This window comes from Persicitalea jodogahamensis (assembly GCF_014651615.1).
GTDB classification, from domain to species: Bacteria; Bacteroidota; Bacteroidia; order Cytophagales; family Spirosomataceae; genus Persicitalea; species Persicitalea jodogahamensis.
Genome location: NZ_BMXF01000001.1, coordinates 1913932 through 1928595 on the forward strand (window position 1 = coordinate 1913932; position 14664 = coordinate 1928595).

The following is a 14664-nucleotide window of genomic DNA, read 5'->3' on the forward strand; positions in this document are numbered from 1 at the left end:
GCTGGACTTACAGATATTTAAACATTTAACTTTTTTAGTAGTGGTTGCTGGTTTTAAAGGCTTCGTGATTCAGGTACCCTCCCTCTGGGTGACGGGGATGGCGTTATATCCTTTCGTTTTCGTAAAGAATAAAAAACCGGAAGAAAAGCTTCTGCACCATGAGTGCATTCACCTGCAGCAGCAACTCGAAATGGGTTTTTTGCTTTTCTACATCTGGTACTTTGTGGAATATTTTATCAGGTATCTGCATTATCAGGATCATTATCGGGCCTATCGCAATATTTCGTTTGAGCGGGAGGCGTTTCTACACGAGTCAACTCCGGCGTACCTGCGGGAGCGGCGGTTCTGGGCTTTTCGAGCTTTCCTCTAATTCTTCGCCTGTATCCTCTTCTTCCAGAGGACGTTTATAGGTCATCACGGCGAGCATCATCGTGATGGCGGTGAGAATGACGGTGATCATCAAAATCCCTTTCCGGAATCCCACAACCATGTACTGTTCCGGAATAGTCAGAAAGAGCAAAACGGTGATCAGGCCACGCGGAGCGATGTACAGCAACGGGCTAAGGTTTCCTCTGAATGTCGTTTTCAGGGTCAGGAACCGGGTGCCAAGAATGGCCAGCAGAATCAGAATACTTACGATCCAGGCATCCAGATCAGCAAAGTCGCTCAGGTCGGCAGAGTAGCCGAAAATCAGGAAGAAGAATGTCCGGACCACAAAGGCACTTTCGGCGGTAAGCTGCTTGAACTGCTCCAGTTCTCCTTCAAACAGGTCGTTTTTAAAATAGGTGTTCAGCTTTCCGCGCACAAACAACTCGGTATTGTTCAGGAACAATCCAAAAATCAGAATCGCCAGCAGTGACGAAAGGTGATAGTACTTGCCTACCGCATAAATGAGGAATAACGCCGAAATAATCGGCAGGTATTTGACATGGTGGCTGATCCGGGCAATGAGGTATAGCAGCACAAAGCATGAAACGGCCGAAATGATTACGATCAGCAAGGTACTTTGTAAAAACTGCCCCGCCGATTCCCAACCCGAATTGGTGGGCAGTACCAAAATATTAAAAAGCATCAGCCCAAGAATATCCGAGAGCGACGATTCGTAAACCATGTACTCGCGCCTTCGTTTTTCGAGCCCGCTCACACTGGGGATGGCCACCGCGCTACTGATGATGGCAAAAGGCGTGGCCGTGACCATGGCGTTGTAGAAGCTCTCACCCAGTAACAGATAGAAAATCCCCGCGATCACTACCATGCTCAGCACCAGTCCGAGCAGCGCGGAAAGGAGCGTACGGCCAATCAGCTTGTGCTTGCCACCACTGAGCTCAAGGTCGAGCCCGCCTTCCAGCACAATCAGAATCAGGCCGATCGTACCGAGCGTAGGCAGCAGCACGTCCACGCCGGGAATTTTTATGTTGAAGTAGTCAGTTACCTGCCGGCCAATCATCCCGGTAGCCAGCAACAGCACCACTGAGGGCAGCTTGGTGCGGGTACTGATGAGGTCGAAAGCGTACGACAACAGCACAGTGCAACTGAGGATTATAATTAATATAGAAATATCCATAAATACGGATAGGGAGTTGCGTTCAAGGTTGCAATGATACGAAAAATGCCCCTTAAAACGGGGCATTTGGCTTTAATTCGACGCGCGGTTTACCAACCCATTGGTGGACAGTAAATCGCTGACCGGTTGTTGAACCGAAAGCCCAGCAGTATTTCATGACTTCCCGACGAAACGGAACTGATAGCCGACAGCGGGTACTCGTAGGCGTAGCTGAGCGTGAAGGATGGGGATAAAGCCATCCCCAGCAAAGCGCCGAAGCTATCGCTGGCCCGGTACTGAACTCCGCCCCAAATGCGGTCGGCATATTGAAGGCGAAGTTGCCCGTCAACGGATACCGGGGCTTTGCCGACGCTCTTGACCCATACTTGTGGAATGAGCGCCCAATCCTCGGCGATATTCAATCGGTAAGCGGCAGTGAGGTAGTAGTGTGGAAGTACTTGGTTTGAAACTTCGCTACCACCGGCAGTGGCGTAGGCCAGTGACATTGAAACTGGCGAAAGTACCGAAAGGCCACCCCAGAAATTTCCTTTCCGGACCAATAATCCCGCCGAAAAGTAAGGTCGCAGCACCGATACACGGCCATCGGGCAGGATAGGGTCCGAAGGCGTGGCGGTGGTGATGCGGTCGAAACGAAAGTTGTACTGCAGTATTCCCGCTCCAATACCCCCCGACAATTGCCAGCCACCCGCCAGGCTCAGGTGGGCTGCGCCCGTTAGCTGGGCGATGTTGCGCTCAGTCGGTCCGGTGCGGTCTGCCAGTAGCAGGGCACCGGCTCCAAAGCGCCAGGAACCCTGGGGTGGGGTGGGAGGCAGGCCGCTGCGGCTGGCGTACCGTGGGGTGTTTGTCGTCCGAGGTACTTTGTCGCCGTACCCGATGGGCGTGTGGGCAGTGAGGTAGGCGGTGTTGGGGGCGTCGTCCAGTCCCATCCACTGGCGGCGGTAACTCAGGCGGACATCGGCGAAATCGTAGGCCCCCGAAAGGGCGGGGTTGACTACGAAGGGATTTAGCGTGTATAGGCTGCCTTGCGGCAATTGCTGGGCCTTTGCTTGTCCAAACATCCACAACCCACATCCCCAAAGCAGCCAGGCCCTGACTTTCATCCAATCTCGTTTTTTCGGTAAAGGTAACGAATCGGTCAAGAAGCAAAAATCAGGCCGGTTTTTACGTTTTTCTCCCGGGACTCACCTCGGACGCAGGGCGCTCAATACTCGTAAGAGATCCTTTTACTACTTCCATCCAGCTTAACCTCAATTTCAAGCCGCGAAGTACCAATAGAAGATTGCCCAACCAATCGGACCTCGATTCGGGGCCGGTTGCCGGGATAGGGCGCAACTACGGTCACGTACCGTACACCTTCTTCTTTTGTCTCTTTTTGCAGTCGATACCCGAAGGCAGGGCGGGGTTCCTTCTGGGTGTAGACAAAGGACACTTGCCCCTCCTCTTCCTGCAATGCTAAACCAGGCTGTGGCATGGTCTGTACCAAAACATTCCAGCCTTCATCAAAGTCGCTGTGCACGGTGTATTTTTTCTGATCAAAAACCGCCTTTCCCGGCGCCAGCTGGAAATGAAGGTCGATGTCCCCCGTTGCAGTGCCAATGGCTTCATCCACGATTACAAAGTACCTTTTGTCCACAAACAACACCGCCCGGCGGTGAAGCAGATCCGGGTAGCTTTGGTTTTCAATTACCAATACATCGAGATCTTTGCCCGGTTTCCACAGCCGAAGCTTCGGGGCGTAGGCCGAGTTTTCGCCGTTCAGCGTAAGGGTTTGGTGTACTTTGGTCTGCCGGAACCAGGCGCGACCTTCCGGGTTGCCGCTATAAATGTAGCTACCCCCATCGGGCATGAGGTGACGCCCACCGGCGTACAATTCAAAAGTACCATTGTCGGGCTGACAGTGACCGCCGCCGTCGGGGCCGCATTTCAGCACCATGCTTACGGCATCCTTATCCCAACTACTTCGCATGGCATATAGCCCGCTTTCCCGGAAGGCAAAGGCTGTGGCATCCGGCCTGGTGCCTTCCTTCCCTTCGGTGGCAACGTAGAGGAAATCGGGCCGATTGAATAACTTCGCCCACTCTTTGAGTTGGCCAAAGTACTGACCGGGTTTGCCCGACCACGAATCACCGAACTGCGGCGTGGAGCCGTCCGGGAAAGCCAGTTTCATAGGTACTTCGCACATTTTTTCAATCCGCTGAATGTAGGACTCCGGGAAAGCATTTTGCCGTCCGTTCAGATGCGCGAGCTCATACGTCCGCATAAACCAGCCAATACAGCCCATGTGGTAGCCGAAAGCGAGTTCACGCTGATGGCCGTCGTCATATACCTGATTTGTAATTTCTTTGTTCAACCGCGCAATGGCTTCACTGCTCCATTTTTCTGCATCCTGAAATTCCGGAAAAGTCATCGCAATGAACGCCATTCCCTCGGCTTCCATCAGGGCCCAGTTACTGCCTTTACTGTATCTGGTCATGAGAAAAGTCGAATGGTCATAGCAGCTGTTGAGGAAAGCCACCAGCACCTCGGGCGTGAAAGCGGGAGAGTCAATAAAGTACTGAAATTGGCCCGTCCAGCGGTGGCCCCGGATGCCTGCTTCGATGGAGCGCCAGGCGTAGGCGTGTTCCGCATCGCGCGGATTCTTTCTGGTCCAGTCCACGATTTGGTCAGCCCAGGCCTCGGCATAGCTTTCGTCGCCCGTTTGGCGGTAGGTCTTGCCCATTGCATCCCAAAATGTCATGCGATTCAACTGCCAGATCCATTCCTTATCGGGATAAGGGTTAGTCGCCCAGTTGATGTCGTCCCCGCAGAAGTGGGATGGATAGGCGGGTTGGCCCACAAATATGTGTTTGAGCGCGTCGTTGGCAACTTGGATGTCTTTTTCGGAAGCCAGGGTACCCCTGGCCCGCGCTTTCTGTTGACGGTCTATGGGATGCTTCACCGTAGACCTTTTGCGGTAATACGTGAGCAGTTCCTGCGCTGCCCGCTCGGGGTTTTGAGTATTTGCCTTTACTTTTTCCAGGCCGGGGGCGTTCAGGTTCAGGCGGGAAAGGAGAAGGCTGGTAGGGGAGTTGCTCCCTTTTTCCGAATAATCAAAAAAAGGCTGCTTCGGTACCCCTGCCCGGATGCTCAGGGCAGCCTGCATGAATATCAGAACCGCTAGTACGATTTTCAGGGAAAAACTGCTGGAAGTAGCTGGCATGCGGGGGGGGGGCGGTTGGTTATGCAACACTAAAAGCAGCGGTGGGGCTACTTTTAACCGGTGGGCTGGGAAAAGTGGGTTTTGCCGTTAGATAACTTTTTCGGTAGCCGTCATATCAGTATTCGTTTTTTTACTACATTGGAAAACCATTGAGACACACCCTTTTCTATCTTCCCAACCATGCGAGGCTTAAATCGCGTCGGCGAACCGAAGGTAACCTTAATCGGAAACCTCGGATCAAACCCTGAGGTCCAGAAATTTCAGGGCGATGCGAACGTCGCCAAGTTTTCTCTGGCCACTACGGAATCCTTAAAGGACAGTATTCAGGAGAGCCGTACAGCACGAAAAGCTAAAACTCTGTATCTCAGCGCGTAAAAACTGCCGCCCAAATTATTCAATCAGTTACGTTTCATAGCCTGCGGTACAGTTACGCAACTCACTCATCTGAGAGTGGAATAGACATAAAACTTATTCAGGAGCTATTAGTCCATAATGATTTGAAGACTACATTACGCTACACTCATGTAAATATTCGAACGATCGAGAATATCAAGAGCCCATTTGATTCATTGCACTTAAAAAGAGAGTAGCATACCTTCAAACAAAACGGCTATCGCGAAGGGGACACTCCAAATAAGTACGACATTAAAAGTACCACGTATACTTGAAATAGTTCAAATAAATACAAAAAGTACGACAAAACTTTCGCATATTTGAGAGTTGGGTGCAACCCTAAACGACAGACAGTGCTTGACATAAACAGACAACAAAAGGAATAGAAAATGACAGAAAAGAAAAAAAAGAAAATAAGTTGGAAGAAACAATCTCTTGAAATTTCAGAACTACATAAAAATGAGTTCTTGAAAGGACGATTAGAGAAAACTATACTAACAGAAAGAGTTGACGAAATACTACAACCGAGTAGTTTGGATTTAGTTCCAAGTTTTGATTTACCTCAAACTGAACTTTTAATTCCAGTTGTAGAGGATGTTGCAAATCCTAAAGAGGAGGCAATATATCTTTTGAAAGTTGCAGCAGAAGTTGAACATGCTTTAATGATTCAATATTTATATGCAGCTTATTCTATCAAAGGCAGTGGTGATTTAAAAAGCACACTTGTCAATATTGCCATTCAGGAAATGGGACATTTTTTAGCCGTTCAAAATTTGCTGTTAAGTATTGGAGGTATAGAAAATATTCATTTGGGTAAAGACGAATATAGACCTATCAGCGGCAATAATAACCCACTTCCCTTTACACTTGAGCCTGTTTCAAAAGAATTATTGGCAAAATTTGTTGCAGTTGAAGCTCCGTTAGACATTCCAGAAGAATTTAAAGCAGAAGTTGACGAAATTCACCGAAGTGCAAAAGACAAAGCTGGCGTTGAACTTCATCCTGTTGGTGGACTTTATATGAAACTATTTTGGCTGTTTCAAAAAAATGACAGCAAAGATAATCGGATACCAATGTCCCCAACAGATAGCCTTAAAGCAAATTGGCACATAAGAGACGGTGATTTTCAATCTGTTGACGAGATACAAAAATATGACGCTGTTTATGATTCGTGGAATACAAGTAGTGCTGTTGGAAACCATCAAATAACACTTTCCAAAGTTCACAACAGAGAAGATGCACTAAATCTGATTTATCTAATATCATCACAAGGTGAAGGAGCAAATTATGACGATGAAATTGATACTCATTTTGAATTATTCTTAAAAGAATATAGAAATTACAACCATGAAAACGCCATAAATGCCCCTCTTAATCCTATTACAAGACCAAATAAAGAATATACTACCTCTGTAGAAATAAAAAATGAATATTCATTGTTATGGTCTTCTTTATTTAATAACCTCTATTCCTCATTGATTTTGGACATATACTCCACTATGTTCTACAAGCAGTATGACACAAATAAAACCAAAGAATTTATAGACCTTATATTAACATCTATGAGAAATATTTTTCCTTCAATTTCATTGATATTATTAAAATTGCCATTGAGCGAAGGTCAATTTTCCTACGATATTGAGCCAAGGTGTGCCGCCCCTTTCGAAATTAATACTAATTTAACATTTGATAATGACAAATCGAAGTTAGATATATTAAACACTTCAATTATTAGCGATATCCTTAGCATTGTAGAATCAATTAAAAATCATTTGGATTTTAAAAAACACATAGAGCAAGACGAATATGGAGATGCTGAAAGCTTGTTGGCACTGGCACAAACTTATTACTTTAATAAAAACAACATAATAACAACAAAATTTGTATAAAATGGAAAGATTTAAAATTTTCCCGTCAATCGGGATTGCAAGAGTAGGCGGAAGCCTTAATCAGTTTTACTTGTGCCCTGAATCAAATAATTCGTTAGGAGTTGAGTTTGACAATTCGGGCAACGAAAATGAGGTTAAAAACTTCAAAGATGCATCGGGTCTAATCAAACGACAGGGTGCAAGGTTCAAAGTCTATGAATTGAATTCTGCAACAGGTGAATATAAGCCTGTTGATATGAATTTAGTTTCTATTAAATGGACAGTTCATTTAGTAAACAAAAAAGCGGGCGTTACAAGACAAGGACCGCCAGCCACTCCACCTAATATTCCATTACCGTTAAGACCAAACTCACAAGAGTTAATCATTGATTCAGGAGAAAAGCAAATCTCTGGAGTAAATCAAAACGGTGTTGCGTTGAAAGGTAAATACAAAACAAATACTGTTGATTTAGGAGAGTTAAGGACTGATAATAATGGCAACTTGATAGTATTGGGCGGGGCTGGCATTTCAAAATCACCGACTAACCAACCTATTGCAAACTTTTATTATAGTAACGATTGGTATGACGATACCTCTGACGGTTTTATTAAGGCAAGCGTAAAATTAGAAGACGGAAGGGAAGTTCAAGCATTAGAAGCGTGGGTGATTGTTGCTCCTCCCGATTATGCTCCTAATGTAAAAGGAGTAGTTACTCTTTATGACATTATGGAACAAGTCGCCATTTCGAATGGACAATTACAACAAGTTCAAGTTCCATCATTTACCAATCATGTATTACCAATAATTGAAAGATTTAAAAACATAAAATGGGTAAGTGGGGTTTTGGATGCTTTCCCCATTACTGAAAGTAAGTCTGTATTGGCAGATACAGCAACAACTAACCTACCAACGAGAAGAGGGGTACGTAACAAAATTCTGAGAATTGAAACAGCGTTAGACAGTTTTGAGTTGACGCAGTATCAAAAAGATATTTTAGAGAAATGGGTAAATGGAAATTTTACAAACGACCTTTCAAATCCGATACCTTCTCTTAAATCTGCTGACCAATTAAACAAAGACGTATTGGACACCACGGTAGGACAAGGTTTTTACCCAGGCATTGAAGGTGGGATTATCGTGAAAAATCCCAATCTCTATATTGAACCTTTCCGTTTTGATTCTACAAAAGTTGTAGCAGGAGACATTTCAGGCTTGATGGCTTTGCCTTGGCAAGCAGACTTTTTGAAATGTAGAGTTAACTGGTGGCCTACGCAAAGACCTGATAGAGTTAAGTTAAGTAACGGAACAGACGCAGATTGGCAAAGAGGTATTCCAAATGGTGGACACCAACTTTTGATAAATAACTTCAATAAATTAGGTTTTATAAAACCTAAGAATGGTGAGCAGATTGAAGATGAAAGAACCTTGTAGTGATGTTTTCGACATTCTCATTATAGGCGGAGGAATAATTGGTTCTTCCGCCTCTATTTTGTTGCAGAAAAATGGTTATAAGATTGGAGTAATTGAAAAAACAAATCTTAATCAATTTAAGCAAGGAGAATCATTGTCGCCTGAATGTAGAAGATATTTCAATCTTTTAAACTTTCGGTTAGATGAAACATTATCATCTGATTATTATGGAAATAGTTCCATTTGGGGTAGTAATGAGGTTTCGGAAAGCAGTTTTATTTTTAATCCGTTTGGGAATGGGTTTTCTATTGATAGGACAGCATTAGAAAATAAATTACTTGAACATTCTCAATTATCAGGAAATAGTATCTACAGAGAAACAAAAGTTTTAGGTATCGATTATTTGAGACAGAATTGGGAAGTGAAAATAAAACAAGACAATTCTGTCTCACTTCTTAAATCCCGATTCTTAATTTTCGCAACAGGTAGAAATTCTTCTTTAAATCCAATTGGTTCAAAAAAGAAATACTTTGACAAGTTAGTTGCACTTACCGCAATTGGAAACCATCTAAATGACAATCAAAACTACCTTGTAATTGAAGCACTTCCTGACGGTTGGTTTTATACAAATTCACTACCTAATAAAAACAGGATATACACAATATTTTCCGATGGTGATTTGTTACCTAAATCAAAAATCAAATATTTTACCGAGCAACTTAAATCTACACGTTGGTATAATGAAAAAGGTAATACCAATTTCGACAGTGACAAGGTGAAACTGAACATTTTTGATGCAAGAACTTCGTTTTCAGAAAATCAATCAGGACATTGTTGGATTGAATTAGGTGATTCGGCATACACTATTGACCCGCTGAGTGGACAAGGGATTTTAAAGAACTTTGAAATGCTTCAATTTTGTATTGAACACATCAATTTATTTTTCAATTCAGGGACAGACTTCAGCGAAGCTTATACAACATTCAACCTTTACAACTTTACAAAGTATTTGAATCAAAGAAACGAAGTTTACGATGACGAAAATAGATGGGCGAATAATGAATTTTGGAACAGAAGAAGGGCAGCACCCAACAGCGGTTTGGCGTAATGGCGGGTGTAGTGCTTCGATTGAACTCTTGTGCTAAAAATCCACCACTACGCCAACCCGCAAACCGTTTGCGGCCACGCTATGACGAATCTAGTCTACCGTCCAAGAAATAAAAACCCCCTTCCCTACACCTCACCTTTCACCTGTGGAATGGCCCGGTTGCCCCACCAGATAATTCCGATCGATGTCACGAACATGATCAGGCTATAAATTGCTGCCGGGATGGACATGGTCGCATTGTTCAGCAGCGTAGTTGCAATGGCAATTCCCAAAGTGCCGTTTTGGATGCCTGACTCGATGGCAATCGTCAAACTTTGTTTGAGGCTATGGTTGGTCAGGCGCGAAGTACCGTAGCCAACAGCCATCGTGAGCAAATTGAGGAGCAAAGCCGCAGGACCAATCAGTTGGAAAAAGCCGACAAGGTTATCTTTTTCCTTGAACAAAGCCCCCGCAATGATGATGAAAAGGAAAACCGCCGAAAGGATTTTTACCGGACGGTCGAGTTTTTGGGCCAGCGAAGGTTTGCGTTTCCGAACCGCCATGCCAATCGCTACCGGAATGAGCGTAATAACCAGTACCGAAATGATCGTCTTGAAAACCGGCAAAGGCTGCTGCTCCCCGCCGGGAATAAACTGGACGATGGCGTAGTTGACCAGAAAGGGAATCGTGAGCACGGTAATCAGGCTGGACACGACCGTCAGGGAAATGGACAAGGCGGTATCACCCCGGGAAAGATGAGAAATCAAATTAGAGGTAGGACCACCCGGACAGGCTGACAGAATGATGAGGCCTACCGCCAACTCCGCCTTGATTCCCTGCAGGGCCACCACCGCAAACGCAGCCAACGGCAACAGCACAATCTGATTGATTATCCCGACGGTAATCGCCTTGGGATACAACAGGATGCGCTTAAAGTCTTCGACCATCAGCGACAAGCCCATGCCGAGCATGATTATCGCCAGCGCAAGAGGGAGGAATACTTCGGTCAGAATGTTGGATTGCATGATTGAGGGGTTAGGTCTTCATAGAGTGATGCGCAATCGCCGGGTTAATCCGCCCGTTCCGCCTTTGCTGGGATTTTGTTTGTCAGCTTATTGATGCTATCCTTGCCTTTTTCCAATAAGAATGAATCATACAACTCACCTGTGGCGGTAAAGGCCTGGTAGATCAGCTGCTTGCCTTCCAGTGAAATGAGTTGAAAGAGCTGGGTGTTGCTCGCACGGCGATCCATCCAGGGGTCATCAGAGACATCGTACATTTTCGGCCCGGACACCGATACGACATACACCGTAGCCGAAGAACTTTTGCGGCTGCTGGCAGAAATCGGGGCGTTAGCCACGCTACCCCGTCCGTAGGCATGGTCGTGGCCCTGCAGTACCAGATCCACGCGGTGCTTGTCGATAATGGGCTTGAATTGATCGCGGAGTTTGGCGTTGTCGCGGTTGGGCTTGGTGGAATAAAACGGGTAATGCAGTGTCACGACGGTCCAGGGGCGCGGGTCGTTGGTCAGGATGGAATCCAGCCAGGCGGCTTGCTGAGCAGCAAATCGGGGCGACTCGTCGATCTGTTCGGCGTCCAGTGATATTACTTTCAAATCCTGGTAATTGATCTGGTAACAGGTTTCATCCAGCCCTGCCGGTCCGTTGGCCGGGAGGTTAAACTGCTTTTTCCATTGCGGAGCCAGGATTACGCCCTTGGCATACTCGTGGTTGCCGGGTGTCATCAGGCTGGGAACCGTTGAATGAATGAATGAGCCGGCATAAAACCACTCGCCCCACTCGATATCTTCGCTGGAACGATTGATGAGATCTCCCGCGTGGAGCATGAAGTCCACCTGCGGCATTTTCTTGTACGCTTCCCGCACTACCCGTGACCAGAGTGACTTCACATCGTTCTGCGCATCGCCAAAGTACAGGAACGATAGCGCCTTGCCTTTCGCGGGCATCCTGAACTGGTGCCACTCGCTCCAATGATCCCCGAAGCCTACGCGGTACACGTACGACTGCGCTGGCTCCAGTCCCGCCAGCCTTGCAGCGTGGTAGTTGGCCTCGATCGTCACCTCACCGTTTTGGATGGAGAGGAATTCGGTAGTTGCCAGGATTTTCTGAACACTTTTCAAAAATTCCGGTCCGTCGGTAGCCACAGCCCACTGCACCTCGCCCTGCGATTGGGTAGGGTCGGTACGCCAGTTGACCGCTACGGAAGTTTCCGGCGTTTCGGTCACGTTCATGATCACCCGGTCGGGCGTGGCGGTGGGGAACAGGAGCCGCTGGTCGATTTTGGCATCGAGGGCCAGTCGTTCCGCCAACGCCGCCGCACGGGGCGACGGCGACTGAGCGAAGGTGCGCGTAGTATGGAAAAGCGTTAAAAAGAGGAGGGTAAGGGCACGGTAAGACAAGTTGGGTAGTCGTTTAGCTGTGAAGTTGTTCATATTTTTAAGGCAGAAGCTTTACGCCGGTATCACTTTATTTTTCACAAAACCCCTGAGGTGTCGGTCACAAAAACACGAGTACTTACCGTATAGCTGCCTCCATTGGGTGACTGGTACTTTAAGTCCATGTAAAAAGCCTTGAAGCCGCTTTTAGGGAGGGGCACGGTAGCCGAAACACTCTCCTTATGATTGACCCCCAGACTCCGGCTGGTGAAGGTTTCATTTCTGAAATCGCGATCCTCCGAGTCTGCTGACCAGACAATGGCATCCAGCAATTGGTCGGGTGAGGCTTTGACTTCGAGGGCGATGTTGCCATTCTTTTTGGAAAACTCCCAGCTGCACTCGGGGTAGGGTTTGTTTTGCAGAGTCGTGCCAAAAAAAGCGCTCAGGCTTTCAAGTGCCTGCTTTCCGCCGGCCAGGTCGTGGCCTGCATTGGGCGTATAATTGATTAAATTCTTGCCGGGAATGCTGTCGTAGTAGTTTTTGACGGCATCCACGGGCCAGTAGGGGTCATTGGTTCCGATAAAAATCATTTTCGGCATCGTGAGCGCCCGGCGGTAGGAGTAGGGGTCAATCATAGAATTGAGCGCCCGGCCGCTCTCGCTTTCCATGCTTTGGGGAATGCCCAGATCGACATAATCCTGAATCTCGACGCTATAATCACCCCAGGCCGTCAGGTGGTACTTTATATTGACGGGCATATTGAGCATGTCGATCACCATGGGGCCAATGGCCGCCACGCGCATATCCTGCGACCCGGCGAGCCAGGTCGTCCAGCCACGTTTGGAGGCACCGGAAACCACAAACCGGAAAACGGGCTTTTTTATCGTGTTTTTGGCAAAATCCTGAACGGCGTCCATGGCGCGCACCGCGCTCTTGACCATCGGAAACAGCAACGGCCAGGAGTAGTCGCCGTCTTCCTGAAACTGGTGGAGGGTATAGGAAATAATCTCATCTTCTTTCCGACCATCGAAAAGGGGTTGATTGGGCGTCTGCCACAGAACTGCCGTGATCGCGTTGTTCTGCATGGCGATCTTGCCGATGCTGATTATCGTCCCGTCATCGTTTTTCTTCCAGTTAGGCACCTCATTATTATTTGACCCACCGGTGACGAACAGCAGTGCGCCGTCGTGCGTGACCTTTTCCGGTACCAGCACCGTCAACTGGTGCCGCCAGGTGTACTCATGCCACTTTTGCGAGGTCAGATACAGGTTGTAGCCCTTCACGGAGGCGATCTGGAACGAATCCCGCACCGACCAGGCGTAGGAGTTGTCGCCATTCTTGAGATAGGCAGCCAGGGCGGTGGATGGGGTGATGTCCTCCTGTGCCAGGCAGGGAAGACAGAAAATGAACAGGAGTGCGGTGGTAATTCTTTTCATAATAATACATTTTTTCTAATACTGAATAAAAGCCAATGGCCCGACAGCTATTCCGGTTTCGGGCTGCTGTCCACCAATTCCAGGGCCTTGTCGATATAAATCTCTCCCGTCATTTCGCCCAGGCTGGTTCGGCTCACGTATTCGTATCTTTCGAAACTATTGAAATCCACTTTGGTGAGCATATAGCCGAAGGCGTCATTGGTCAGCCCGAACAGAAAAGCATGTTTGGTCGGCATTTTACGCTTTAAGTAGTAGCCAATGTTAGGGAGTGCTTCGCCCGGGATGGTCAGAATCTGCGCCGGGCCAATGTTGACGAGGTTTAGCTGGGTACTGACCGTATCGGGCTTGTCAAAACGGTAATCAAGTGAAGACTTTTTCAGGATGAACTTCATCATATCCGACTCAATGGGGAATTCGATGCGGCGGGAAGTACAATACAAATCCGGATTCTGCAGCCTGGGGGCAGAACTTACGATGCGCAGGGCTTCGTCGGCCAGCAGCTCACCGATGCGGTGGCACTCCTCCCAGGTGTTGGCTTCCTTTCCGTTTTCGAGGCGCACGTCCGCGGTGACCATCCCGCCCTGGGCGCCATTGATAAACATAGCTACGCCGCCTGCTTTGGCCTCGATGCGGTCGTAAAGCGGGCCACACAAGTCAGGGCTAAGGATCCCCTGATTCGAACCAAGTACTTCGGGATGCACGGCGTAGTTCACCAGGGTGGCAATGGTATTGCCGCTGCGGGTACTTGTCGCCTGAATCACCCCGCATCGCGGATCGTAGAGCCGGGGCGCGTAATAATTATAGGCGATTTTTCCCTTGGCCTCGCCCGTCGTCACTTTCAGGGTAGCGGGTTCCAGCTTCTCAACGGCTTCATTAATAGCCGATGCGATCTGCTGCACGCACCAGTCGAGGTACTTCAAATCGGCGATGGACTCGCCTTTTTCATTCGGAAAACCGTAGGCATCGGGGGCAGAGTGCGTGTGCGTGGCCGCGATCAGAATATTTTCGGGCTTGATTCCCTTCACCAGAGTCCGCGACTTATCGCCCAGGACCGAAGGCCAGCCGAGATTGTCGACGCTCACAAAGGCGACACGCGTATCACCTTTTTCCAACACCATCGCCCGCACAAAAAGGTCGCCTTTTCTCTCGACCGTTTTCTTGGGTGTGCCAATGCCGCCCGATACCGGTAGCAGCGGGTCGGGTGTGATGATGCGCTTGGCCGCACCCGCGCGTAACGCTTGCGCACGGGCGGGCTGAAAACCGAACAGGACCAGGGCAAGAAGCAGAAATATTTTTTTGGACATGGATGGA

12 protein-coding genes and 1 pseudogene are annotated in these 14664 nt (G+C 47.8%); 6 read left to right on the plus strand and 7 right to left on the minus strand.

Going from position 1 to position 14664, the window contains the following annotated elements; genetic code table 11:
* Positions 1-40 precede the first annotated feature (40 nt).
* Positions 41-370, plus strand: coding sequence for a hypothetical protein (locus IE117_RS07860; protein ID WP_229580511.1), 330 nt, complete (start codon positions 41-43; stop codon positions 368-370).
* On the opposite strand, the gene IE117_RS07865 is transcribed toward IE117_RS07860, so the two are convergent.
* The 3 genes from IE117_RS07865 to IE117_RS07875 form a co-directional block, all read right to left on the minus strand.
* Entirely contained in the window at positions 314-1564 is a 1251-nt protein-coding gene (locus IE117_RS07865; RefSeq protein ID WP_229580514.1) for a cation:proton antiporter, read from the minus strand. The two genes, IE117_RS07860 and IE117_RS07865, sit on opposite strands and share 57 nt — an antisense overlap.
* A gap of 89 nt (positions 1565-1653) precedes the next feature.
* Positions 1654-2664 carry a PorP/SprF family type IX secretion system membrane protein gene (locus IE117_RS07870; protein WP_189563739.1) on the minus strand — a complete coding sequence of 337 codons (1011 nt, stop codon included), beginning with the start codon at positions 2662-2664 and terminating at the stop codon, positions 1654-1656.
* Between the two features lie 101 nt (positions 2665-2765).
* Positions 2766-4763 (minus strand): alginate lyase family protein, encoded by a 1998-nt coding sequence (locus tag IE117_RS07875; RefSeq protein WP_189563740.1) that lies wholly within the window; start codon positions 4761-4763, stop codon positions 2766-2768.
* A gap of 180 nt (positions 4764-4943) precedes the next feature.
* On the opposite strand from IE117_RS07875, the gene IE117_RS07880 reads away from it, so the two are divergent.
* The 5 genes and pseudogenes from IE117_RS07880 to IE117_RS07900 all read left to right on the plus strand — a co-directional run bounded on the left by IE117_RS07880 (position 4944) and on the right by IE117_RS07900 (position 9543).
* A complete protein-coding gene (locus IE117_RS07880) occupies positions 4944-5138 on the plus strand; it encodes a single-stranded DNA-binding protein (protein WP_189563741.1) in 195 nt (64 codons plus the stop codon).
* 5 nt (positions 5139-5143) lie between these two features.
* A pseudogene (locus IE117_RS07885) lies at positions 5144-5353 on the plus strand (tyrosine-type recombinase/integrase); the annotation flags it as partial.
* 192 nt (positions 5354-5545) lie between these two features.
* Complete coding sequence (locus tag IE117_RS07890) at positions 5546-7045, plus strand: ferritin-like domain-containing protein (RefSeq protein WP_189563742.1); 1500 nt, start codon at positions 5546-5548, stop codon at positions 7043-7045.
* 1 nt (position 7046) lies between these two features.
* Positions 7047-8456: a LodA/GoxA family CTQ-dependent oxidase gene (locus IE117_RS07895; RefSeq protein WP_189563743.1), complete on the plus strand. Its 1410-nt coding sequence runs from the start codon at positions 7047-7049 to the stop codon at positions 8454-8456.
* Positions 8440-9543 carry an NAD(P)/FAD-dependent oxidoreductase gene (locus tag IE117_RS07900; protein WP_189563744.1) on the plus strand — a complete coding sequence of 368 codons (1104 nt, stop codon included), beginning with the start codon at positions 8440-8442 and terminating at the stop codon, positions 9541-9543. Before IE117_RS07895 ends, IE117_RS07900 begins: the two co-directional genes overlap by 17 nt.
* 125 nt (positions 9544-9668) lie before the next feature.
* On the opposite strand, the gene IE117_RS07905 is transcribed toward IE117_RS07900, so the two are convergent.
* Genes IE117_RS07905 through IE117_RS07920 form a run of 4 tightly spaced genes read right to left on the minus strand, consistent with a single transcriptional unit; the run spans position 9669 to position 14657 of the window.
* Positions 9669-10547 (minus strand): bile acid:sodium symporter family protein, encoded by an 879-nt coding sequence (locus IE117_RS07905; protein ID WP_189563745.1) that lies wholly within the window; start codon positions 10545-10547, stop codon positions 9669-9671.
* Between the two features lie 44 nt (positions 10548-10591).
* Positions 10592-11974: a purple acid phosphatase family protein gene (locus IE117_RS07910; RefSeq protein WP_189563746.1), complete on the minus strand. Its 1383-nt coding sequence runs from the start codon at positions 11972-11974 to the stop codon at positions 10592-10594.
* Between the two features lie 41 nt (positions 11975-12015).
* A complete protein-coding gene (locus tag IE117_RS07915) occupies positions 12016-13353 on the minus strand; it encodes a PhoPQ-activated pathogenicity-related family protein (protein ID WP_189563747.1) in 1338 nt (445 codons plus the stop codon).
* 47 nt (positions 13354-13400) lie between these two features.
* Positions 13401-14657: a hypothetical protein gene (locus IE117_RS07920; RefSeq protein WP_189563748.1), complete on the minus strand. Its 1257-nt coding sequence runs from the start codon at positions 14655-14657 to the stop codon at positions 13401-13403.
* Between the last annotated feature and the right edge of the window lie 7 nt (positions 14658-14664).